Source organism: Pedobacter glucosidilyticus DSM 23534, assembly GCF_000425145.1.
Classification (GTDB): domain Bacteria; phylum Bacteroidota; class Bacteroidia; order Sphingobacteriales; family Sphingobacteriaceae; genus Pseudopedobacter; species Pseudopedobacter glucosidilyticus.
Genome location: NZ_AULF01000006.1, coordinates 12,642 through 35,059, shown reverse-complemented (window position 1 = coordinate 35,059; position 22,418 = coordinate 12,642). Strand labels below are relative to the sequence as shown.

At 33.4% G+C, this 22,418-nt stretch carries 16 protein-coding genes; 5 read left to right on the top strand and 11 right to left on the bottom strand.

The annotated features are described in order from the left end of the window. Positions 1-2: 2 nt before the first annotated feature. From H510_RS0101565 to H510_RS0101550, 4 genes are all read right to left on the bottom strand, one after another. Positions 3-2,816 (bottom strand): PAS domain-containing sensor histidine kinase, encoded by a 2,814-nt coding sequence (locus tag H510_RS0101565; RefSeq protein WP_026902701.1) that lies wholly within the window; start codon positions 2,814-2,816, stop codon positions 3-5. Continuing rightward, entirely contained in the window at positions 2,817-4,247 is a 1,431-nt protein-coding gene (locus H510_RS0101560; protein ID WP_026902700.1) for a sigma-54-dependent transcriptional regulator, read from the bottom strand. A 141-nt stretch (positions 4,248-4,388) separates the two neighbouring features. After that, entirely contained in the window at positions 4,389-5,165 is a 777-nt protein-coding gene (locus tag H510_RS0101555) for an enoyl-CoA hydratase/isomerase family protein (protein ID WP_036691573.1), read from the bottom strand. Between the two features lie 2 nt (positions 5,166-5,167). Further along, entirely contained in the window at positions 5,168-5,584 is a 417-nt protein-coding gene (locus H510_RS0101550; protein ID WP_245584772.1) for a cobalamin B12-binding domain-containing protein, read from the bottom strand. A gap of 228 nt (positions 5,585-5,812) precedes the next feature. Here H510_RS0101550 and H510_RS0101545 point away from each other — a divergent pair, with 228 nt between their 5' ends. After that, positions 5,813-6,193, top strand: coding sequence for a BlaI/MecI/CopY family transcriptional regulator (locus H510_RS0101545; protein WP_026902697.1), 381 nt, complete (start codon positions 5,813-5,815; stop codon positions 6,191-6,193). Next, positions 6,190-7,758 (top strand): TonB family protein, encoded by a 1,569-nt coding sequence (locus H510_RS0101540; RefSeq protein ID WP_081659163.1) that lies wholly within the window; start codon positions 6,190-6,192, stop codon positions 7,756-7,758. The genes H510_RS0101545 and H510_RS0101540 overlap by 4 nt, the downstream gene beginning before the upstream one ends. A gap of 72 nt (positions 7,759-7,830) precedes the next feature. Here H510_RS0101540 and H510_RS0101535 read toward each other — a convergent pair whose 3' ends face one another. Together H510_RS0101535 and H510_RS0101530 are read right to left on the bottom strand one after the other, a co-directional pair. Beyond that, positions 7,831-8,817, bottom strand: a complete 987-nt coding sequence (locus tag H510_RS0101535) for a pyruvate dehydrogenase complex E1 component subunit beta (RefSeq protein WP_026902695.1) — start codon at positions 8,815-8,817, stop codon at positions 7,831-7,833. Between the two features lie 105 nt (positions 8,818-8,922). After that, positions 8,923-10,323 carry an MBL fold metallo-hydrolase RNA specificity domain-containing protein gene (locus H510_RS0101530; protein ID WP_026902694.1) on the bottom strand — a complete coding sequence of 467 codons (1,401 nt, stop codon included), beginning with the start codon at positions 10,321-10,323 and terminating at the stop codon, positions 8,923-8,925. A 91-nt stretch (positions 10,324-10,414) separates the two neighbouring features. Between H510_RS0101530 and H510_RS20455 the strand changes: the two genes are divergently transcribed. Then, positions 10,415-11,248, top strand: coding sequence for a TonB family protein (locus tag H510_RS20455; RefSeq protein ID WP_026902693.1), 834 nt, complete (start codon positions 10,415-10,417; stop codon positions 11,246-11,248). A gap of 31 nt (positions 11,249-11,279) precedes the next feature. Here H510_RS20455 and H510_RS0101520 read toward each other — a convergent pair whose 3' ends face one another. From H510_RS0101520 to H510_RS0101510, 3 genes are all read right to left on the bottom strand, one after another. Beyond that, positions 11,280-12,965: a S41 family peptidase gene (locus H510_RS0101520; protein WP_026902692.1), complete on the bottom strand. Its 1,686-nt coding sequence runs from the start codon at positions 12,963-12,965 to the stop codon at positions 11,280-11,282. Between the two features lie 113 nt (positions 12,966-13,078). Next, a complete protein-coding gene (locus H510_RS0101515) occupies positions 13,079-13,852 on the bottom strand; it encodes a TerC family protein (RefSeq protein ID WP_026902691.1) in 774 nt (257 codons plus the stop codon). A gap of 60 nt (positions 13,853-13,912) precedes the next feature. Beyond that, complete coding sequence (locus H510_RS0101510) at positions 13,913-15,049, bottom strand: hypothetical protein (protein WP_026902690.1); 1,137 nt, start codon at positions 15,047-15,049, stop codon at positions 13,913-13,915. A 53-nt stretch (positions 15,050-15,102) separates the two neighbouring features. Here H510_RS0101510 and H510_RS0101505 point away from each other — a divergent pair, with 53 nt between their 5' ends. Beyond that, positions 15,103-16,125: a dipeptide epimerase gene (locus H510_RS0101505; RefSeq protein ID WP_026902689.1), complete on the top strand. Its 1,023-nt coding sequence runs from the start codon at positions 15,103-15,105 to the stop codon at positions 16,123-16,125. Between the two features lie 86 nt (positions 16,126-16,211). Beyond that, positions 16,212-17,723 (top strand): glutamate--tRNA ligase, encoded by a 1,512-nt coding sequence (gene gltX / locus H510_RS0101500; RefSeq protein WP_026902688.1) that lies wholly within the window; start codon positions 16,212-16,214, stop codon positions 17,721-17,723. Here the strand turns inward: gltX and H510_RS0101495 are convergent. Both H510_RS0101495 and mfd read right to left on the bottom strand, forming a co-directional pair. Then, positions 17,706-18,860, bottom strand: a complete 1,155-nt coding sequence (locus tag H510_RS0101495) for an ATP-binding protein (RefSeq protein WP_036691570.1) — start codon at positions 18,858-18,860, stop codon at positions 17,706-17,708. The two genes, gltX and H510_RS0101495, sit on opposite strands and share 18 nt — an antisense overlap. 100 nt (positions 18,861-18,960) lie before the next feature. After that, positions 18,961-22,311: a transcription-repair coupling factor gene (gene mfd, locus H510_RS0101490; protein WP_026902686.1), complete on the bottom strand. Its 3,351-nt coding sequence runs from the start codon at positions 22,309-22,311 to the stop codon at positions 18,961-18,963. Positions 22,312-22,418: the final 107 nt, after the last annotated feature.

Sequence of the window (22,418 nt, the reverse complement as noted above, 5' to 3'; positions counted from 1 at the left end):
AATTAATAAGGTAATATAATGGTAAAAATGGTTCCTTCATCAGGCTTGCTATCTGCAAGTATAAAGCCTTCGTGTTTTTCCACTATTTTTTTACAAACGGCTAAGCCTATGCCTGTTCCTTCATATTCATTTCTGGTATGAAGCCTTTGAAAGAGTGCAAAAATTTTATCGGCATATTCAGGGTTAAAACCAATACCATTATCTTTTATTTTAATTACACAATAATCTTTATGAGGATAAATGCCAGGTAGTTTTAGTGAAATTCCGTTTATAATTTCTGATTTTACTTCTATAACAGGTTTAACATTTTCTTTACTAAATTTAATGGCATTGCTAAATAGGTTTTGGAAAAGCTGTCTTATTAAGCTTGGAATACCTTTTACAGCATGATTTACCATAATATCTATAGTTACACCCTTTTTTTCAATGGCATATTCTAAATTTTCTAATGTCATTTGAATTTGCTCATATAAATCTACCTGGATAAAGCCTTCGTCTCCACGCGTTACTCTAGAATAGGTTAGTAAATCATCTATAAGTATCTGCATCCTTTCAGATGCGTTTTGCATTCTTTTGATATAATCTAAGCCTTCTTCAGAAATTTCTTGAGCATATTTATTTTGAAGACGATCTCCAAAGGCTCTAATTTTTCTTAAAGGTTCTTGTAAATCATGAGAGGCTACGTAGGCAAATTGCTCTAAATCTTGGTTAGACCTATTTAATTCTTCTACTTTAGACTCTAAATCTTTTTGGGTAGCTTTAATCTCCGAAATATCGTGTTTAACTACCATAACGCTAAAAATCTCTCCGGCAATGTTTTTAACAGGCACATAGTCTATTTTATAAAATCTATTATTTTCTTCTTTTTCAAAAGAAATTTCAAGACCTGAAAAGGCTTTGTCAAGAGATTTTTTGATTTTTTCTGCAAAATCATCATGATATAAATCTTTTACAGAAATGCCAATGATGGGTTGTGTTTTAAAATTTAAATCTTTTACTATTGGGCCATCTAATAGGATGAGTTTATAATCCTTATCAAACATAATAACGGCCGAGTCTGGAACATTTTTAGCAATAGTCTTATAAATACTTTCTGTTTTTTCTAGTAAGATAGCAGTATTTTTAAGCTCAGTAATATCTTGTATGGTACCTAAAACTTTAGTTAAAGGTGTTTTATCATCTGTAATAATTTTTGCTGTTCCGTATAAAAATCTTACTTCCTTATTAGGTCTAATTACACGATACTCGATAACAAAATTACGCTTTAGATTATAGGCTTTTTCAATGACAGATTTGCAACGCTCAAGGTCTTCGGGATGGATTAATGTTTGATAAAATCCAAAATCTAGTTTTATATTTTCAGGGTCTAAACCATGTATTCTGTAAAGCTCATCAGACCAAAAGATGTCGTTTGTACTTTCATTCCATTCAAAACTTCCGTTATGAGAGATAGATTCTGCTTCTTTTAAAATAGCTTCATTTTGTTCTAGTTTAAAAGTTGCTTCTTTAAGTTTAGTAACATCTAAAATAGTTCCTATAATTTTATTTTCCGTTTGGATATATTGCCCTTTTATTTGTAAAAAGCGTAGTTTTTCTGTTTTTTTATCTAATATTTGATACTCTAATTGAAAAGAGCCATGCTTTTTCTTACAGTTTTCTAAAGTTTGTAAAAAATTGCTTTTATCAGTTTCTTGTAGCAAATAAAGAATAGCCTGTATGGTGGGTTTTGTTTTTAGAGGATGCAAATTTAAGACATCATAAAGAGCATCAGACCACATCATTTTATCAGTAGCTATTTGTATCTCCCAGCTACCCATATTTGCCATAGACTCGGCATATTTTAATAAATTTTGTCTGCTTTCTAAGTCTTGCTGTATTTTTTTCTTTTCTTGAATTTCTCTATCCAGTTTTAAATTGATTTGATGTTGTTTAGAAATACTTCTAGAATAGTTTAAGCTAATACCAGTTAAAGGGATAAAATAAGTAATTAGCCTTAGAAACTGCGCTACATTATAGTTAGCATCAAAAGGAAAGGCAGCAATAGACATGTGTACAGCTGCAAAAATTGCAGGTATCATGCTTAAAACTAAAAGTTGAGAAAAAATACTTGGATTTGCTTTTATAACATTAGGCATGATAACAGAGCCCCATAAAAAAAACAACCCTATGATGAATAATTCTGTTGGGTGTATAAGAAAAGAACTTGTTGAAATAAAATAGTTTGATACTGATGTTAAAGTGAATAAATAGCAAATAACCAGAATAGTTATAACCGCAAACAAGAGTGCTAATAATTGTAATAGTTTAGCTTTTTGTTCTAATTTTCTAATGGTTTTTGTTTTAATGGTTAGAATTAAGCTAGTACCTAAAATTAGTAATACAACCTGTAATAACCTGCTTGCAAACCAGGTAACATATAAAGCTTCGTTATAATTGATAGATAATTTAATAAGATTTGCTGCAACCAAAAGGTGTAAAAGGTCTATGATAGCTGTACTTATTAAAACCAACCCAATGATAGGGGCGGATATATCTTTTTTAACTTTAAAATCAATAAGTGTTAAAATGCAAGTAAAAATACCTGTTGCAACGCTAAATAAAATCCAAGCAGTGTTAAAGGCTTTGCCTAATTGAATATTTTTAAAATTTTGATTGTTTTCAAAAGAGATGATATGATAACCCAGCAAATTAATATCTAGTTGCAATACCGAGAGTACAAACGGGATGATACATAAAGTAAAAACCGCAAGAAAATAGGGAATAGGAATATCAAACCCTTTTCTAGATTTTAAAAATGAGAGGTTAATTTTAAACATTTATTCTAGATTAATGGCTTTCATTTTATTATAAAGCGTTTTCCTATCAATATTTAAAAGTTTAGCAGCTTTGGTTTTGTTAAAATTTACTTCCTTAAGTACTTTTAATATGGTTTCGTATTCAGCTTCTAAGGCAGCATTTTTTAAGTCGAGTTTTCTTTCTCTTCTACCTTCTCCGCCACCTGCTGGTTTATCTAAAATATTTTCTAGTGCTGATAACTTTGTAAAAGTGGATATTTCTAGCGGTAAAGCTTTAAGTAAAATATAGTCTCCTTCTGTTAGTAAAACAGCTCTTCGCATCACATTTTTAAGCTCTCTTACGTTGCCTGGCCAGGTGTAGGTAAGAATACATTCTTCTACCTCTTCACTAAAACCTTTAACATCACGATTAAGTTCTGCATTGGCGGCACTTAAAAAGTGTTCAGCAAAAATGAGTATATCTTTGCCTCTTTCTCTTAAAGGAGGCATATAAATACCAAACTCATTAAATCTGTGGTATAAATCTTCTCTAAATTTACCTTTAGCTATAGCATCAATTAAGTTTTCATTGGTAGCTACTATGATTCTTACGTCTAAATCTATTTCTTTTGTAGAGCCAATTCTTTTTACTTTTCTTTCTTGTACAGTTCTTAATAAGGCGGCTTGTATTTCATAGGAAAGGTTTCCCACTTCATCTAAAAATAAAGTGCCTCCATTTGCCATTTCAAAATGACCAATTTTGGTGTATAACGCACCTGTGAAAGAACCTTTTTCGTGTCCAAAAAATTCTGAACCTGCTAACTCTTTGGTTAAAGAACCGCAATCCATGGCAATAAAAGGCTTATCTCTTCTATTACTTTTCATGTGGATGCTTTTAGCTACAGACTCTTTACCCGTTCCGCTTTCTCCAATTAAAATAACGCTATAATTGGTAGGGGCTACAAGTTCTATTTGCCTCATTAATTCTTTAGCTGCAGAGCTTTGTCCTATTACATATTCATCAAAACCTCCCGAAATTTTTTTAGGTTCCTTTGATTTAGAGGTTTCAGTAGTAACAGGTGTAGGATTGTCTAATTCCTCATTTAAAGCTTGCTGAGTTTCAATGGCTTTATTGATGGTGTTTAAAATCTCATCAGGATAAAGTGGCTTTGTGATATAATCATAAGCACCCATTTTAATAAGTTCTACAGCTAATTTTATATCAGAATAACCGGTGATGATGATAACACCTGTTCTAGGATAAAGTAATTTGATTTTTTTTAATACTTCTCTTCCATCTGTATCTTCTAACCTAAAATCGCAAAGTACTAGGTTAAAGGTTTCTTTACTGAGGATATCAAATGCTGAAGTTCCTGAAGTTGCAGTCTTTATCTCAAAACCGTTTCTTGATAGGAATTTAGAGAGAAGTAGTCCAATGTTAACTTCATCATCAACGATTAGTATTTTTTTCATATCTGTATTTACTTACCAGAATAGCAACTCTTAACAAGTTTCTTATAAGCGAATATAGATATTTATTTTAAATGGGAAAATAATTCTACATAATTAATTTTAGGTACTTTATTTTTAATTATAAAAATATTTAAAATCTCATTAGTAAAATTTAGGCTTACGCTTTTCTAAAAATGCTGTTACGCCTTCTTTAAAGTTTTGGCTAGAGAAGCAGTTTCCAAAAGCTTGTATCTCTGCGTCATAACCACTTTGGCTATGGTTAAAAGCATTTATAGCTTTTAAGGCTGCTGCAATAGCTTCTGGCGAACGACTCAGAATTTTTTCCATCATAGCTGTTGCCTGAGGCAATAAATCTGTTGATACTACTGTGTGATTAATTAAACCAATTTTTGCTGCTTCTTCGGCCGAAACCATATCAGCAGTTAAAATCATTTCAAAAGCTTTTCCTTTACCAACCAGTTCTGTTAGTCTTTGTGTTCCTCCATAACCTGGAATTAATCCCAAACTAACTTCCGGAAGCCCAAGTTTAGCATTTTGCGATGCTATTCTGATATGGCAAGCCATAGCTAATTCTAACCCGCCACCCAAAGCAAAGCCATTAATGGCTGCGATAACAGGTTTCTTACAGTTAGCAATTAAATCAAAAACCTTTGTTTGACCTTCTTTAGCTAAATTTTTACCTTGTTCTTCATTAAAATCAGAAAATTCTTTAATATCGGCACCAGCAACAAAAGCTTTTTCACCTTTACCGGTAATGATGATACCTTTTATTAAATCATTATTTAATACGGCTATCAAACAATCATGTATTTCTGCTAAAGTATCTTTATTAAGTGCATTAAGTTTCTCTTCTCTATTGATGGTTAAATAAAGAATGTTGTTTTGTATATCGGTAAGTAGATTAATATAGTTTTTCATGATTAAAAGTCTCTGTGTGTTACAACCCAATTTTTAATATAATTTACAATGGCTAGGGTATTGGTCCCAGGCGGAAACAACTCGCCAACACCTATTTTCCTGAGCGCTTGCATATCTTCATCCGGAATAATGCCACCACCTGTAACCAATACATCATCCATACCTTTTTCTTTCATCAAACTGATGATTTTAGGAAAAACAGTCATGTGTGCACCAGATAATATAGATACTCCTATGGCATCCACATCCTCTTGTAAAGCAGCATTCACAACCATTTCTGGCGTTTGCCTTAAGCCTGTATAAATAACCTCCATACCGGCGTCTCTTAAAGAAGTGGCTATTATTTTTGCTCCACGGTCATGCCCATCTAAGCCAACTTTGGCAACTAAAACTCTTACTGGTCTGTTCATTTCTTGCATATCAAACAGGTTTCATATAAATGTAAACAAAATTTTGGCTGTTATTTGGATCTTGTTTGTATTAATCTTATACCTATAATTATTTTCTAGAGTTTAAATAAGCAGCTTTGCTTTTCTAAGTAATTATTTTAATAACCTGATTTTCAATTTTTTATTTTGATTAACTAATTTTTTAGTTGTATAACTAAAAAATTAGTTATACATTAGATTAAACATAAGTATATAAAAATGGAAAAGGAATTTAAAGAGTTAACAAAAGCAGAAGAACAAATCATGCAGGTGATATGGGAAATACAGCAAGGTTTTGTTAAAGATGTGATAGCGCATTTGCCAGAACCTAAGCCTGCTTATAATACAGTGTCTACTATCATCAGGATTTTAGAAACTAAAGGCTTTGTTAAACATCAGGCTTTTGGTAAAAGTCACCAGTATTTACCTGCTATCACAAAAGAGGAGTATAAAAACTATGCAACTGATAAACTACTGAATGGATATTTTGAAAATTCTGTAGAGAGCATGTTTTCTTTCTTTGTGAAGAAACAAAAAATTGATGTTAAAGAAGCAGATGAGATATTAAAACTTATTGAAAAACTTAAAACCAATAAATGATGAACTGGGCAAACTACCTCATTCAAATCAACATTTACTTGATGTTGTTTTACGGATTTTACTTCTTATTTTTAAGAAATGAAACCTTTTTTCAGCTTAACAGGATTTATCTTTTAGGCTCGGCTTTGCTTTCTATGTGTATCCCATTGTTTTACCTCGAATGGATTCGCAATTTTTTTATGAACGATAAGGTAGAAACCGGATGGACAGGCGTTTATTTGACAATTTCAGAAAGTTTTGCCACACCATTGACAACACCAAATCACACTTTAAGTGATATGGTTTCTTTTATTTATTTAGCAGGAGTTTTATTATTCTTTACAAGACTTCTTTATAGACTTTTAAAAGTGCGAGTTCTTTTAAATTCTAACAACCGTGAGCAGGCATTTTCATTTTTTTTTAGAATTAAAATAGATGAGCGCCTTCCTCAGAAAGATATTATCCTAAAACATGAGTTAATACATGCTAAGCAATTACATTCTGCAGATGTCTTATTTTTTGAAATCATCAGCATCATAAATTGGTTTAACCCCATAGTATATTTCTATAAAAACGCTATAAAACAAATTCATGAATTTATTGCTGATGAGGTAGTTGTGCAATCTGAAACGAGTAAAGCAGATTATGCATTGTTAATCTTTAGCAAAAGTTTCGGTATAAATCCACATAAATTAACCAACACATTTTTTAACCAGTCTTTATTAAAAAGGAGAATCAAGATGTTACAAAAACAAAAATCAAGAAAAGTAGCCATTCTAAAGTATGGTTTGTCTGCACCATTATTTCTATTAGCATTGATATTATCTTCTGCTACAATCAATGAAAATAAAACATTAAACAATGTTGCTGATGAAATAGAAATTCAAGAATCAGTTCAAACCTTGATTCCTACTTTTAAAGAAACTACGTTGTATAAGAGTAAAGCAGAGCAGCTAGAGTCAAACTCTAAAACTATAGCTGATTTTGATGAAAAGGAAGCTGCTTATGGTATAGATACAGCAAAAAAGGACCTTGCTTTAGAAGCTCCAATATCAAAAGAAATAAATATTGTTGCGCAAGAAGGTAAAAAGGATGTTTTAACTAAAGTTGATGTTTTGCCAATGTTCAAAGGTGGGCATCAAAAATTTACAGATTTTCTTGTTGGAAATATTAAATATCCAGCAGAAGCGAAAGCAAAAAAAACAGAAGGAAGGGTTATAGTAAATTTTGTTGTAGAGAAAGATGGTTCTTTAAGTGATGCTAAAATTTTAAGAGGTGTAAGTAAAGAATTGGATGAAGAAGCTTTAAGAGTTATAAAACTTTCGCCAAACTGGGAGCCAGGTCAACAAAATGGAAAAACTGTTAGGGTAAGCTTTACTGTACCAATTTCTTTTAATCTAACAGATAATAGTCCTAAACCTCAATTTATGCTAAATGGAAAAGCAATATCGGAAGAAGAGATGAAAAAACTTAAGCCAGAAAATATCGATAAAATAGAAGTCTTGAAAGATAAAAGTGCTACAGATAAATATGGCGAGCAAGGTAAGAATGGAGTTGTTATCATTACCTTAAAGGAAAAACAATAGGTAGGAGCCAAATGCACAAAAAAAGCCGAGTCGTTCATCACAACTCGGCTTTTTTTATAATTTTAAATAAGATTATTTGTTAATGTACATTACTTCTTTAACCGCTTTAACAACACGGTCTGCATTTGGTAAACTTGCTGCAATTAGCGTAGGAGCATAAGGTAAAGGAACATCAGCACAAGTGATACGTAAAACTGGTGCGTCTAAATAATCAAAAGCATTTTTTTGTACGTGGAAAGCTATTTCAGATGAAATAGAAGCTAGCGGCCAAGCCTCTTCAACTACTACCAGTCTGTTTGTTTTTTTAACAGAAGTTAAAATGGTTTCAAAATCAATTGGCCTTACGGTTCTAAGGTCTATTACTTCTACATTAATTCCTTCTTTATTTAATGCTTCTACAGCAGGTTCTATTACTCTGCTCATCATTTTACCGAAAGAAACAATAGTTACATCGGTTCCTTCTTTAACAACTTTTGCTTTACCAATTTCTATGTAATACTCTTCTTCTGGGACTTCTCCTTTATCGCCATACATCAACTCAGACTCCATATAAATAACCGGATCTGGATCTATAATAGATGATTTTAATAAGCCTTTTGCATCATAAGGGTTTGATGGAACTACCACTTTTAAACCAGGGCAGTTAGCAAACCAGTTCTCGAAATTTTGAGAGTGTTGTGCGCCTAATTGTCCAGCGTTACCAGTAGGGCCTCTAAAAACAATTGGTACAGAAATTTGACCACCAGACATAGATAACATTTTAGCTGCACCATTAATAATTTGGTCTATTGCAACTAAAGAGAAGTTAAAAGTCATGAATTCTACAATTGGGCGTAAGCCATTCATGGCAGCACCAATAGCAATACCAGCAAAACCAAGCTCGGCAATAGGCGTATCAATAATTCTTTTTGGACCAAATTCATCAAGCATACCTTGGCTAACCTTGTAAGCACCGTTGTACTCGGCAACTTCTTCGCCCATTAAGAAAATTTTATCGTCTTTGCGCATTTCTTCGTTCATGGCTTCACGAAGTGCTTCTCTGTATTGTATTACTCTCATTACTATATCTTAAATCTGAATTTACGGAACGCAAATATAAATATTGTTGCCTGAATTGCAATTAGTGTTATGTGCTTAGAAATCTATTTTTTACCAAACTGTGGCTTAAATTTCAAAACTTTGATGGCGATGGGGTATTTCTATGTTTAGAAAGCCTTTTTCATGCAATTTTTGTTTAAAAATTTGTTGTGTATCGGGCTCGCCATGTACTAAAAATATTTTTTTAGTGAGCATTTTATCTTGATTTTCGATAAAACGGATTAAATCTTTTTGATCGCCATGGGCACTCATAGTTTGTATACTTACTATTTTCGCATTTACTTGATAGTAGTCGCCAAAGATAGATACTGGGTTAACACCACTTTTTAACCGCCCAGCTAAAGATCCAGATTCACTATAGCCCACTAATAAGACGGTACAATTTGGATTTTCTATATTGTTTTTGATATGATGTTTTACCCTGCCAGCCTCAGCCATACCCGATGCAGAAATAATAACCATGGGTGTTTGATCTTCATTTAAAGCTATAGAAGCTTCGGTATCTTCAATAAAAGATAATCCTTCAAAATCAAAAGGATCATCATCATGTTTTAAAACCTCTTGTACTTTATCGTTAAAATTCCAAGGATGCGCTTTTACCACTAAAGTAGCTTTTTCTGATAAAGGGCTATCTACATAGTATTTTACCTTAGGCAAAACGCCTTTTAATTCTAAACTGTTAAGCGCATATAGTATTTCTTGAGTGCGCCCAACACTAAAAGCAGGAATAATAACTTTTCCTCTTCTTTGAATACAGGTGTCTTGAATTACTTCTAATAGTTTACCTTCTGTTGGCATGGTCGTATCGTGTAAACTATCTCCGTAGGTGCTTTCAAGGATAACGTAATCTGCTTGTCTAAATGGTGCTGGAGATTTTAATAGTAAATCGTTATAACGGCCAACATCGCCACTAAAGGTTATTTTAGTGGTTTTATTATTTTCTGTAATATCTAAATGTACGGCTGCACTGCCTATAATGTGGCCAGCATCTGTAAATAAAAGTTCAACACCATCTGTTATCGTATAAGGCTGGTTGTATTTTACCCTTTTAAAAAATGAAAGGGCTAACAAAGCATCTTCCATAGTATAAAGTGGCTCTACTAAATTTTTATTCAGTTTTGTTCTTTTTTTGTTGATGAATTTAGCGTCTGACTCTTGAATTTTTGCTGCATCCTGAAGCATGATTTTACAAAGCTCTCTGGTAGCTGGTGTGCAAATAATATCGCCAGTAAAACCTTCCGCAACTAAGCGAGGCATTAAACCAGAATGGTCTATATGTGCATGAGATAAAATCAGAAAATCAACCTCAGAAGGCTGAAAACCGAAGTGTAAATTCCATTCTCCCGTTTGTTTTCCATGCCCTTGGAACATGCCACAGTCTAAAAGAATTTTTTTGCCATTGGCTAGTTCTAATAAATGTTTACTGCCGGTAACTGTTTGTGCAGCACCATGAAAAGTTATTTTCATATCTGATTTTTAAAAAAGCAATTTAGGTATTAACTATTGATATTTTAGAAAACAATATGTTTCTTTGGTTTTTAAACCAATTACCCTATTTATGAAAAATTTAATCAAGGCTATAGCTTGTACAACATGTTTTATGTTGTCAACTTTCTCTTATGCAAATGATTTTTACGCTCAACAAAAGGAAGCTAATCATAAAGCCGATTATGTTTATGTACAAGTAGATGAAAGCCCCGTATATCTGGATGGCTTAGAGGGGCTTGAAAAGTTGATGAAAGAAAATCTTAAGTATCCTAAAAATGCTTTAGAGAATAATATTGTAGGATTAATTCATTTGGATTTTATAGTAGAAAAAGACGGGAGTTTAAGTGATATTTCTATAACTAGAAATGTTAAAGGTTCTGGTCTTGGGGAGGAAGCTAAAAGATTGTTATCCTTAGCTAAAAAATGGAAAAGTGGCGTAAAAAACGGCGAAAAAGTTCGGGTAAATAGAAGATTAAATATTACATTTTCCTTAGAAAACAATAATCCAGACCTTAAAATTAAGCTTTTTAGCCCTCCCTTACCTGAAAATTTAGATGTAGTTTATAAATTAAACCATAATCAGGCAGAGCCAGCTAAAGGCTTTAAAGAATTTGAGGGTTTCTTAAATAACAACTTACAATATCCTACTGGAGCATTAAACAAAGACTTAGAAAAAGTGGTGCTCGTGAGTTTTGTTGTGGATAAAGAGGGTAGTTTAACGGATATAAAAGTGTTAAGACCTGGCGGTTTTGGTTTTGATGAGGAAATAACAAGGTTATTAGCTCTATCTCGTAAATGGGTGTCAGGTTCTATCAATGAAATTCCAGTAAGGAGTAGTAAAACTATGGCTTTTAAATTTACCTCCTTTAAAACTGTAGAAATATCAGAACCGCTGAAAAAATAAATGATAAAGCGGCTTAATAACCGCTTTTATTTTAATCAGCTTTCGCTACAACTTTTACTGGTTTACCTATGGTTTTATAGTTGCCTAAGCCAGCCAAAACGGCATTGTATTTTTGTTTATCGTTAAAAAACTCTTTTGCTTTTTTGATCTCTTCATCGTACTGGAAAGTTTGTACAATACGCCCTTTCTCATAGTAATAGCGTTGTACAATTTCAGATTCTAAAACTCGCATAATCTCTGCTTTATGGGTTGTTAAATCTGCCTTTTTACTATTACTTAAAGTGTTTTGTAAAGCTTCTATTTCTGCTTTTACATCGTTTAATTTCTTTTCTTTTTGTGCTTCTTCTTTCAAATTGGCTAAAAGTCTTTCTGAGGATGTTTTATAAGTAATATTCTTATCTTTTATAAAGGTTAAAAAACTGTTATAATCAGCATCAGATAGTTTAAAGTCTGGTGCAGAAGTAATAGTAGGGTTGTTTTTTACAAACAGATTTCCAAAATCAAACACATGGTATTTAGATACTAGGGTTTGGGTAATTTGATGATACTTATAAGGCTCAATATTGATATCAGGATAGATACCGCTGCCATCATAAACTAAACGACCGCCTTTGGTTTTATACTCGTTAATTAAAGAGTCTGACACTTTTTCTACCACACCATCTTCTGTACGGTGGGCATAATCCAAAGCCTGAATGCACCTTCCGGATGAGGTATAGTATTTGGCAACTGTTACTTTTACCAGCGTATTGTAAGGTAAATTAAAGGTTTGTTGTACCAAACCTTTTCCAAAACTACGCTGACCAATAATAATTGCTCTGTCTAAATCCTGCAAAGAGCCGGCAACAATTTCTGATGCAGATGCAGACCTATTATTGATTAAAATAGCTAAAGGTAAATCTGGCTCAAGAGCGGATAAAAATGTTTTATAATTGATATTCTTTTCTGGATTTTTTCCTTTCTGAGATACCACTTCAACATCTTTGCCCACAAACAAGTTTACAATTTTTACGGCTTCTTGTAAAATACCACCACCATTATTTCTAAGATCTATGATTAAGCCTGTTGGATTATTTTTCTTAAGCTCTACCAAAGCATCTTTAACCTCTTGGGCAGAGTTTTCTAAAAATTTGTCTAATTTGATATAAGCTGTATTACCAATCATGCCGTAATAACTTACGTTGGGTTGTTTAATATCTGCTCTTTTAATTTCTTTTTCAAATACCTTACCATCTCTGGCTAGTTTTAATTTTACAGGAGTTTCTTTTGGTCCTTTCAGTAATAAACTTACTTGGTCGTTATTTTTGCCTTTTAGGATTTGGTCGTTAATAGCAATAATTTCATCACCAGCTTTTAAATCTGCTTTTTGTGCTGGGTAGCCTTCAAATGGGTCTGATATAAAAACACGTCCATCTCTATGAATAACTGCTGCACCAATACCACCATATTGGGTGCTTACATATTTCATTCGGTAATCTTCAATCTCAGATTCTGGCACAAACTCCGTATAAGGGTCTAAATCACTCAGCATAGCGTCAATACTTGTTTTGATAAGTTTTGCAGAATTTACCTCATCCACATAATTGAGATTAAGTTCTTTATATACCGATGCGAAAATGTCAAGATTCTTAGAAACTTGAAATAAATCTGTTTTGAAAGAGAATGCTAGAAAAGCAATACTTAGCAAAACGGTTAGAAGCTTAATTTTTTTATACATGTTGAATATGTTAAAGATGCGGAGCGTTTTTGAAGCTTACAATATAACAAGCTATTAAGGTAGTAGTTTTTAAATAGATGTCAAAAAAAAGCCTCCATAAAGGAGGCTTTAAATTATTCTTGCGGGGTATTTCTTAATTCTACCGGGTTTGATTTTTTCTTAGACTTTAGGTTTAATACTTCTACCAATACAGAGAAAGCCATAGCAAAATAAATGTATCCTTTAGGGATGTGCTGGTCTAAGCCCTCTGCTACTAAAGAAAAACCTATGAGTAATAAGAAAGATAATGCTAACATTTTAACTGTTGGATGCTTATTAACAAAGTTAGAAATAGAAGCTGCTGAAAACATCATTACAATTACAGCTATAGTCACAGCGGCTATCATGACCATAATTTCATCAGCCATACCCACTGCTGTAATAACTGAGTCTAAAGAGAATACTATATCTAGAATTAAAATTTGGATGATAACCCCGGTAAAAGAGTACACTTTTTTTACTGAATGGTCTCCTTCATCGCCTTCTAACTTTTCATGAATTTCGTGGGTGCTTTTATAAATTAAAAACAAGCCTCCCAGAAGTAAAATGAGATCTCTACCAGAGATTGCAAATTTAGATAATAAATTACTATCGTTAACTCCAAACCATTCAGCCATGTTAAATAGTGTAGCTGTTAGAGACATCACCCAACTTAAAGAAAGAAGCAATAATATTCTAGTAATCATGGCTAAGGCCAAACCTACAGACCTGGCTTTCTTTTGTTGGTCTACTGGTAATTTACCAGCAAGAATAGATATAAATACAATATTATCTATACCTAATACGATTTCTAAAACTGTTAAGGTTAAAAGTGAAATCCAGATTTCTGGATTAGTAATCCATTCCATATATGTGTTTATTTATGTACGTTAATTTTTTACAAGTTTAAATATAAAATTATACCAAAATTAATAGCGGTTATAAAAACTTCTTATTTTGGTAGTTAATTGACTGTAAATAGGTTTTGTAAACTCTATAAATAAATCTTGAGGTGGCGGAGGCATAATTTCTCTTCTTCTGCAAATTCTTCTTTCTTCATCAGAAAGTGCTCTTTCATCACCATTAAAAGTACCCCAAATATCTCTCCAGATAAAAGTTCCAGGCATTTTCTCTTGCGATATAATTCTGCCATTATTAAAGTCTCTTATTCTAAAATCTAATAAGCCAGATGAGCTAATAGTTTTTTCAAATGTAGTAACTCGGGCTTTTACTGTTCCATATACAGGTCTTTTCTGTGTAGTTTCGCCAAGTTTTACGCTGTCTCTTTTTACATCTTGAATGCGTTCCTTCACATAAGTTTGTCCAACAACAAAATCATCAAAGCTTAAACTTAACAAATGATCTGCTTTTAATTTCATTTTTTTTGCTTCTTCAGGACTGTAGAATTTAATAAAGCTACGTTCTTCATAAGAAGCCATAAACTCGGCTATTTTACCTTGAAAGAACTCATTACTCAATTGGTATAGTCTAGAGTTCACTTGTACAGGTTCAACAATAACTTTTAAAACAGCAGCTAAATAAGCATCATCTAAAAGTTTTCTAACATCTTTAAAATCAGGATAAAACAGATTTGCTCTATCGAAATGATCATAAGCAGTTCTGGCAGATTCTCTTGTTCCTTGTGCTAACAATTTTTTTCCAGCATTGTAACGCTCTTCGGCGGCATTAAACTTGGCATCATCTAATTCTCTAATAAATTTTCTAGTATTAGGAATTTGCTCTAAACAAGCCGGACAATTTTCTACAGCATTAGCTAAATTATTTAAAGCAGAATAATCACTTACTACACTTTCCCATTTAAAAGGAGTTGTACTCATTTTAGCTTCATCAATTCTTTTTAAGTGTCTTTGGACAGCGTAAGAAAAGGCTGCATCTAAGGTTTGGCGGGCTTTTCTGTTGCTAGGGCTGCTTTTTAAACGGTCAACGGCAGTATAAACAGCTCGGTCATAATCACCCTGTTCTAATAGTTTTTTTCCACTGCTACAAGCGCCTATAATGGTAATGAGCAGAATAAGAACAATATTTAGAGCGTATTTCTTTATCATTTAAGGTTGAATTAAAGGGTAATTTTTTACATTTAATTTTTAGACGAAAATACATGAAAATAAGTTACAAGAGTTTTAATCTTTTACTAAAATTTCCTTTTACCATAGCTAAATTTTCTAGAACCAGTACACCAATCATGCTGGTAGAGATTTTTTATGAAGGATATACCGGTATTGGAGAAGCTTCTATGGTACCTTATATGGGCGAAAATGAAGAAACTGCCAGTTCTTTTTTATCTAAATTAGATTTATCAAACTTTACTTATCCTTTTGATTTTGCCGCTATTCATCAATATATGGATGAAATATCAGCCGGAATGCCAGCCGTAAAAGCCGCAGTTGATATTGCTCTGTATGATTTGGCTGGTAAAATAGCTCAAAAGCCTTGTTACAGTTTCTTTGGCTCTATACCTCAAAATATACCAGAAACAACTTATACTATTGGTATTGATGAGTCTCAAATGATTATCAAAAAAGTTGAAGATGCTTTACAATATGATTTCAAACTATTAAAAGTAAAATTAGGTAGAGAGAACGATAAGCAAATCATCCAAACCATAAGAAATATTACAGATTTACCTTTATATGTGGATGCTAATCAAGGTTGGACAGATAAAAATGAAGGTTTAGATATGGCTTTTTGGCTGCAAGAACAAGGCATCATTTTAATAGAGCAACCTATGCCTAAAGAAAATATAGATGGTAACGCTTGGATAACTGCTGGCAGTCCTATCCCAATTATCGGCGATGAAGCCATACAACGCTTAGCAGATGTTACAAAAGCTAAAGGTGTTTATCATGGTATTAATATCAAATTAATGAAATCGGCCGGTTTGTATGAAGCTTATGAAATGATAAAAATGGCCAGAGCAAATGATTTGAAAATACTAATTGGTTGCATGAGTGAAACCAGCGTGGCTACCTTAGCCGGGGCGGCTTTGGCTCCTTTATGTGATTGGGCCGATTTAGACGGGCCTTTCATGACCACCAATAACCCTTTTAAAACACCAGATTTTATTGACGGTAAATATATTTTAAGCGATGAACCAGGTTTAGGACTTAAAAATCCCGATTAATGATAAAAAAGCTGGTTTGTACAAGCTTATCTCTTAACTTTGGTTTCAGAGAAAAGCATCAACATTTGCTTAAATTTTCAAAGGCTATGGATAAAAAAGTTAGGGTAAGATTTGCCCCAAGCCCAACTGGAGGCTTACATATAGGTGGTGTACGTACCATTTTGTTTAATTACCTTTTTGCAAAGCAACAACAAGGCGAGTTTATTTTAAGAATTGAAGATACAGACCAAACCCGTTTTGTTGAAGGTGCAGAAGATTATATCATCAATTGCTTAAAATGGTGCGGACTAAACCCAGATGAAGGTCCGCATGTTGGTGGCGCTTATGGCCCTTACAGACAAAGCGAACGTAAAGAAATTTATAGAGCTTATGCAGAGCAACTGGTAAAAGACGGTTATGCTTATTATGCTTTTGATACGCCAGAAGAATTAGAAAGTAAAAGACAGGTTATAGAAAACTTTAAGTACGACCATAACCATCGTATGCAAATGAGAAATTCTTTAACCATACCTCATGAAGCAGCAGAAAGCCTAATCAAAGAAGGAGCACCACATGTGATCAGAATAAAAATGCCAAAAGACGAGCAGGTTTATTTTAAAGATTTAATACGTGGCGATGTAAGTTTTAACAGTAACGATGTTGACGATAAAGTTTTGCTTAAAGCCGATGGTATGCCAACCTATCATTTAGCCGTTGTGGTTGATGATTATCTGATGAAGATATCTCATGCTTTTAGAGGCGAAGAGTGGCTACCATCTGCCCCGGTTCATATTCTATTATGGAAATATTTAGGTTGGGAGGCAGATATGCCAGAATGGGCACATTTACCTTTAATATTAAAGCCCGATGGCCACGGTAAATTAAGCAAGCGTGATGGACAGAGATTAGGTTTTCCTGTTTACGCTATAGATTGGATAGACCCAAAAACTCAAGAAAAAGCAGATGGTTTTAAAGATGTAGGTTTCTTGCCAGAAGCCATGATAAACCTTTTGGCTATGCTAGGTTGGAACGATGGAACCGACCAAGAATTATTTTCTTTAGATGAATTGATTTCAAAATTCTCTTTAGACCGTATCCATAAAGGCGGTGCAAAATTTGATTACGAGAAAGCTAAATGGTACAATGCCGAGTGGATAAAAAGAAGTACAGCAAGTCATTTGTTACCTTATGTAAAGCCAATTTTAATCGAAAAAGGTATCACAGCAGAGGACATTTACTTAGAAAAAGTTATTGATGCCGTAAAAGAACGCTGCACTTTATTACCAGATTTTTATCAGCAAAGTGCTTTCTTTTTCACAGCACCAACTACTTATGATGAAGATGCTGTTAAACCAAAATGGAACGAAGAAAAAGCAGCATTTTTCTCTAGCTTAATAGAAAAATTCGAGGAAATTGAGTTTCAAGATAGCGCTACTTTAGAAACTTTGTTTAAAGCTTTAGCTGCTGATAAAAACTTAAAAGTTGGCGAAGTTATGTTACCTTTTAGAGTGATGTTGGTAGGAGGAAAATTTGGTCCACAAGTGTTTGATATTGCTTTAATGTTAGGTAAAGCAGAAACAATAAGCAGGATTAAAAATGCTTTAGCTTTTTTTAAGTAACTCCGCCACAATAAAATCTATATAATTATCCCGATGGATGAGGCTAAACTCAGCATCGGGATAATTTTTTTGGAAAAACACAGGTACTTTTACTTTTTTTGAGCTATTATATTTAAACTCAAAAGCTTCAATCTTCTGACCTACTTTTTCTATTAAATCTATTTCTTGTTGATCATAAGTTCTCCAAAAGAAAAACTCAGCATCTGTTTTTTGATAGCGGTTTATTTTGATACGTTCATAAATACAATAATTTTCCCAAAGTAAGCCACTATCTTGTCTTAACGCTAAAGGCCTAAAATCATTGATGATAGCGTTTCTAATTCCATTATCAAAAAAATACCATTTAGAAGATTTTGTAACCTCTTTTCTAAGGTTAGAGCTATAGCCACCTAGTTTAAATAATATTTGCACTTTGGCCAAAAGGTCTAAATACCGCTCAACGGTGTTTTTACTCATTCCTAATTGCTTACCTAGCTCATCCAAAGAAACTTCTGCCCCAACTTGGTAAGCTATAAGTTTCATCAAGTCGAAAATTTTATTGCTGTTTTGGATGTTTTCAAACCTTAGAATATCTTTTAAAAGGTAAGAGTTTACCAGGTTTTTTAAATATTCTTCTTTTTCTTTAAGACTTTCTAAGGAGAAAATTTCAGGATAAGAGCCATAGATTAATCTTTCTTCCAAATTTTGCTTTGTTTGTAACAGGTTCTCGTGTTTTGCAAGTTCTGCTTGTGCTATAGGGTACAAATAATAAGTATAGCTTCTTCCTGTTAAAGGTTCGCCAGTTTGGTTTGATAAATCAAAAGCAGATGAACCTGTGGCTATAATGGTTAAATCCTCAAATTCATCAATCATTAATTTTAATATCTTTCCTATTTCTGTAATTACTTGTGCTTCATCTATAATTAATAAACGATTTTCTCCCAGTAATCTCCTATAATTGGCTATACTTCTGTTTTCTAATAAGGTAGCTGTATCCGTATCTTCTGCGTTAAGATGTAGGAAAGGGATATTTAAAGAGCTTTCAATAGATTTTAATAAATGCGTTTTACCCACCCTACGGGTGCCAAATAAAAGTAAAACCTTATTTTGCTGAATACGTTTTGTGAGTTGTAAAGCAGCTAATCTTTGAATTTTCATACTCAAAGATAGCAAAAAAACGTAAATTCAGTCAATCAACTGACTGAATTTACGTAAATTCAGTCAATCAACTAACTCAATTTACGTAAATTCAGTCAGTTTATATCAAAACTGGGTCTCTCATTTGCTCTAAAGCCCATATAGCTTCATCAATATTTTTGATGTCTTCAACAGCAATACGCAAAGTATTTTTAACCTCTTTCAGGTTTACTTTACGTGGATGCTGCTGCGCATATTGAAGGATACGCCCAAACATATCGGTTTCAAAATATTTAGATTGTTTATCGGTAATAAAATAACCCCTTAAAGTACCTTTTTTCCAGCTTATTTTTTCTAAGCCAATTTCTTTCCCAATCCATTGTAATTCTACCGTTCTAAGCAGGTCTTTCACTTGTCTTGGCAGTGGTCCAAAACGGTCGTGAAGTTCTTTTTCAAAAGCATCTAAAACTATTTTATTCTCGATTTTAGAAAGCTCGGTATATAAATTATAACGTTCTTGGATATTGGTTACATACTCATCAGGAATAAGCAGTTCCATATCGGTTTCTATTTGCGTAAAGCTTACAAAAGGACGAGGTTTTTCATCCTGAAACAGTCCTTTAAACTCATCTTCTTTCAATTCTTGTATAGCTTCATCCAAGATTTTGTGGTACATATCAAAACCAATTTCAGCAATAAAACCGCTTTGCTCTGCACCTAAAAGGTTTCCGCTTCCGCGGATGTCTAAATCTCGCATAGCCACGTTAAATCCGCTACCTAAATCAGAAAACTCTTCTATGGCACTTAAACGCTTTCTGGCTTCTGGTGTAAGGGTAGACAAAGGCGGGCTTAACAAATAACAAAATGCTTTTTTGTTAGAGCGACCAACACGTCCACGCATTTGGTGCAAATCACTTAAGCCAAACATGTGTGCGTGGTTTATAAGCATAGTATTGGCGTTTGGTACATCTAATCCGGCTTCAATAATGGTGGTGGCAACTAAAACATCATACTTTCCATCAATAAAATCAAGCATGATATCTTCAAGCTTATCACCTTCTAACTGGCCATGTGCAATTGCTATTCTTGCTTTAGGCACCAGCTTTTGTATTAAACCGCCCAACTGACGTAAATCTGCAACACGGTTATGGATAAAGAAAACTTGCCCATCTCTATCCAACTCAAACTCCACAGCTTCTTTAATCAGTTTCTCGTTAAAAACATGTAGTTCTGTTAAAACAGGTTGGCGGTTTGGTGGTGGCGTTTGGATGATAGATAAATCTCGAGCGCCCATCAAAGAAAAATGGAGCGTTCTAGGAATTGGCGTTGCAGTTAGTGTAAGCGTATCAACATTAGCCCTAAATTGTTTTAATTTTTCTTTTACGGTAACACCAAATTTTTGCTCCTCATCTATAATTAAAAGGCCTAAATCTTTAAACTTAACATCTTTACTCACCAATTTATGGGTGCCAATAATGATATCTACTTTTCCGGCTTTTAAAGCTTCTAAAGTGTCTTTTACTTGCTTGGTAGATTTAAATCGGTTGATATAATCTATCCTTACCGGGAAATCTTTTAAACGCTCATTAAAGGTTTTGTAATGTTGCATAGCCAAAATGGTTGTAGGTACCAAAATAGCAACCTGCTTACCATCTGTAGCGGCTTTAAAAGCTGCCCTGATAGCTACTTCTGTTTTTCCAAAGCCAACATCGCCACAAACTAAACGGTCCATAGGGTGTGGCGATTCCATGTCTTTTTTTACATCGGCGGTAGCCTTTTCTTGGTCTGGCGTATCTTCATAAATAAAAGAAGCTTCCAGTTCGTTTTGTAAGTAAGTATCGGGCGAGAAAGCCATACCTTCTTGTGCTTTACGCAGGGCATAAAGTTTTATCAGGTCGCGGGCAATGTCTTTAACTTTTTTTTTTGTGGTTTTCTTGAGTTTATCCCAAGCATCGGTTCCTAATTTATTCATTTTAGGAATGTGCCCATCTTTACCAGAATACTTAGAAATACGGTTTAACGAGTTGATATTTACATACAGCAAATCATTATCAGCATAAATAAGCCTAATCATTTCCTGTATTTTACCGTTTACTTCAACCTTTTCTAAGCCGCCGTATTTACCAACTCCATGGTCTATATGGGTGATAAAATCACCAGGTTTTAAATCTCTAAGTTCTTTAAGGGTGATGGCTTGAGATTTGGTATAGCCTCTTTTAAGCTTGTATTTATAATATCGGTCAAATATCTGATGGTCTGTATAACAAGCCAGTTTTTGCTCGTAATCTATAAAGCCCTCTCTAATAGAGATATTGATAGGCGTAAAAGTAATTTGTTTGCCTAAATCTTCTATAATGGCAAATAAACGTTCTTGTTGTTTAGAAGAATCTGTCAGGATAAAATTCTCTATTTTTTGCTTTTCGTTTTCTTTTAGGTTGTGGATAAGCAGATTAAAATCTTTATTAAAAGATGGCTGCGGCTTGGTATCAAACAAAATAGTTTGCGTTGCCGGATAAAAAAACTGTTTGCCAAATTCTACGATAGGGAAATCGCTGAGTTGGTCTGCCAGTAGTTTTTCATCAGTAAAAGAAAACTTAGGGTCTAGCCAATCTGGGTTGGTTTGTTTATCATTTGCTGATAAAGCTTTCCATAGTTCTGTAGCTTTTTTGTATCCTGTTTTGATGGTATCTAAAGTGAAAACTACATCTTTAAACCAAATAGCGGCATCATCATCAATAAACTCTAATAAAGAGATGTTACTTTCTGTAAGAAACTTAGCTTGTACGTTTGGAACAATCGTAACAGATTTTACTTGTTCTACAGAAAGCTGACTTTCTATCTCAAAAGTTCTGATAGATTCTACATGGTCGCCAAAAAATTCTATCCGGTAAGGTAAATCGTTAGAGAAAGAGAAGATATCTACGATGCCACCGCGAATAGAAAATTGTCCTGGTTCATATACAAAATCGGTACGTTCAAAATCATATTCTATTAAAAACTCGTTGATAAAATCAATGCTGAGCTTATTGTTTAGAACAATTTCAAGTGTGTTTTTCTCGAGTGCGTTTCTATCAATAACTTTTTCTGCTAAGGCTTCTGGGTAGGTAACAATTAAATTTCCATACTCCTGTGTATGATTAAGCTCGTTTAGTACTTCGGCTCTTAAAAGTACGTTGGCAGAATCTGTTTGGGTAAAATCAAAAGATTTACGGTAGGAAGATGGAAAAAGCAGGATATCTTTATCCATGAGGTTTTCTAAATCAGCTTGGAAATAGTTGGCTTCTTCTCTATCCGGAAGTACAAAAACCATATTTCTGTGCGTAAGAAAATAATTGGCAGCTACTACAAAAGCATCCTGTGCGCCAATTAAACCTTTTAAATGTATACGCGATTTTTTTTGCTGCAAAGCATGGGTTAATTGCTCAACCCGGCTATCTTGCTTATATCTTTCTAGAATTTCTCTGATGTTCACTTTACAATCTCTTGCCACAAATATACCAAAGCAGACTTATAATCTAGAAATGGCATTAAATTAGCTTCTTCAATCATCAATACCTTTTAACATTAAAACATCTTATT

Excerpts from the sequence above, each read along its gene's own strand:
- H510_RS0101535 (WP_026902695.1), bottom strand. The coding sequence starts at position 8,817 with ATGAGAGTAATACAATACAGAGAAGCACTTCGTGAAGCCATGAACGAA.
- H510_RS0101545 (WP_026902697.1), top strand. The coding sequence starts at position 5,813 with ATGGAAAAGGAATTTAAAGAGTTAACAAAAGCAGAAGAACAAATCATG.
- H510_RS0101520 (WP_026902692.1), bottom strand. The coding sequence starts at position 12,965 with ATGTATAAAAAAATTAAGCTTCTAACCGTTTTGCTAAGTATTGCTTTT.
- H510_RS0101530 (WP_026902694.1), bottom strand. The coding sequence starts at position 10,323 with ATGAAAATAACTTTTCATGGTGCTGCACAAACAGTTACCGGCAGTAAA.
- H510_RS0101495 (WP_036691570.1), bottom strand. The coding sequence starts at position 18,860 with ATGAAAATTCAAAGATTAGCTGCTTTACAACTCACAAAACGTATTCAG.
- H510_RS0101550 (WP_245584772.1), bottom strand. The coding sequence starts at position 5,584 with ATGCAAGAAATGAACAGACCAGTAAGAGTTTTAGTTGCCAAAGTTGGC.
- H510_RS0101560 (WP_026902700.1), bottom strand. The coding sequence starts at position 4,247 with ATGAAAAAAATACTAATCGTTGATGATGAAGTTAACATTGGACTACTT.
- gltX (WP_026902688.1), top strand. The coding sequence starts at position 16,212 with ATGGATAAAAAAGTTAGGGTAAGATTTGCCCCAAGCCCAACTGGAGGC.
- H510_RS0101555 (WP_036691573.1), bottom strand. The coding sequence starts at position 5,165 with ATGAAAAACTATATTAATCTACTTACCGATATACAAAACAACATTCTT.
- H510_RS0101505 (WP_026902689.1), top strand. The coding sequence starts at position 15,103 with ATGAAAATAAGTTACAAGAGTTTTAATCTTTTACTAAAATTTCCTTTT.
- H510_RS0101510 (WP_026902690.1), bottom strand. The coding sequence starts at position 15,049 with ATGATAAAGAAATACGCTCTAAATATTGTTCTTATTCTGCTCATTACC.
- H510_RS0101565 (WP_026902701.1), bottom strand. The coding sequence starts at position 2,816 with ATGTTTAAAATTAACCTCTCATTTTTAAAATCTAGAAAAGGGTTTGAT.
- H510_RS0101515 (WP_026902691.1), bottom strand. The coding sequence starts at position 13,852 with ATGGAATGGATTACTAATCCAGAAATCTGGATTTCACTTTTAACCTTA.
- H510_RS0101540 (WP_081659163.1), top strand. The coding sequence starts at position 6,190 with ATGATGAACTGGGCAAACTACCTCATTCAAATCAACATTTACTTGATG.
- H510_RS20455 (WP_026902693.1), top strand. The coding sequence starts at position 10,415 with ATGAAAAATTTAATCAAGGCTATAGCTTGTACAACATGTTTTATGTTG.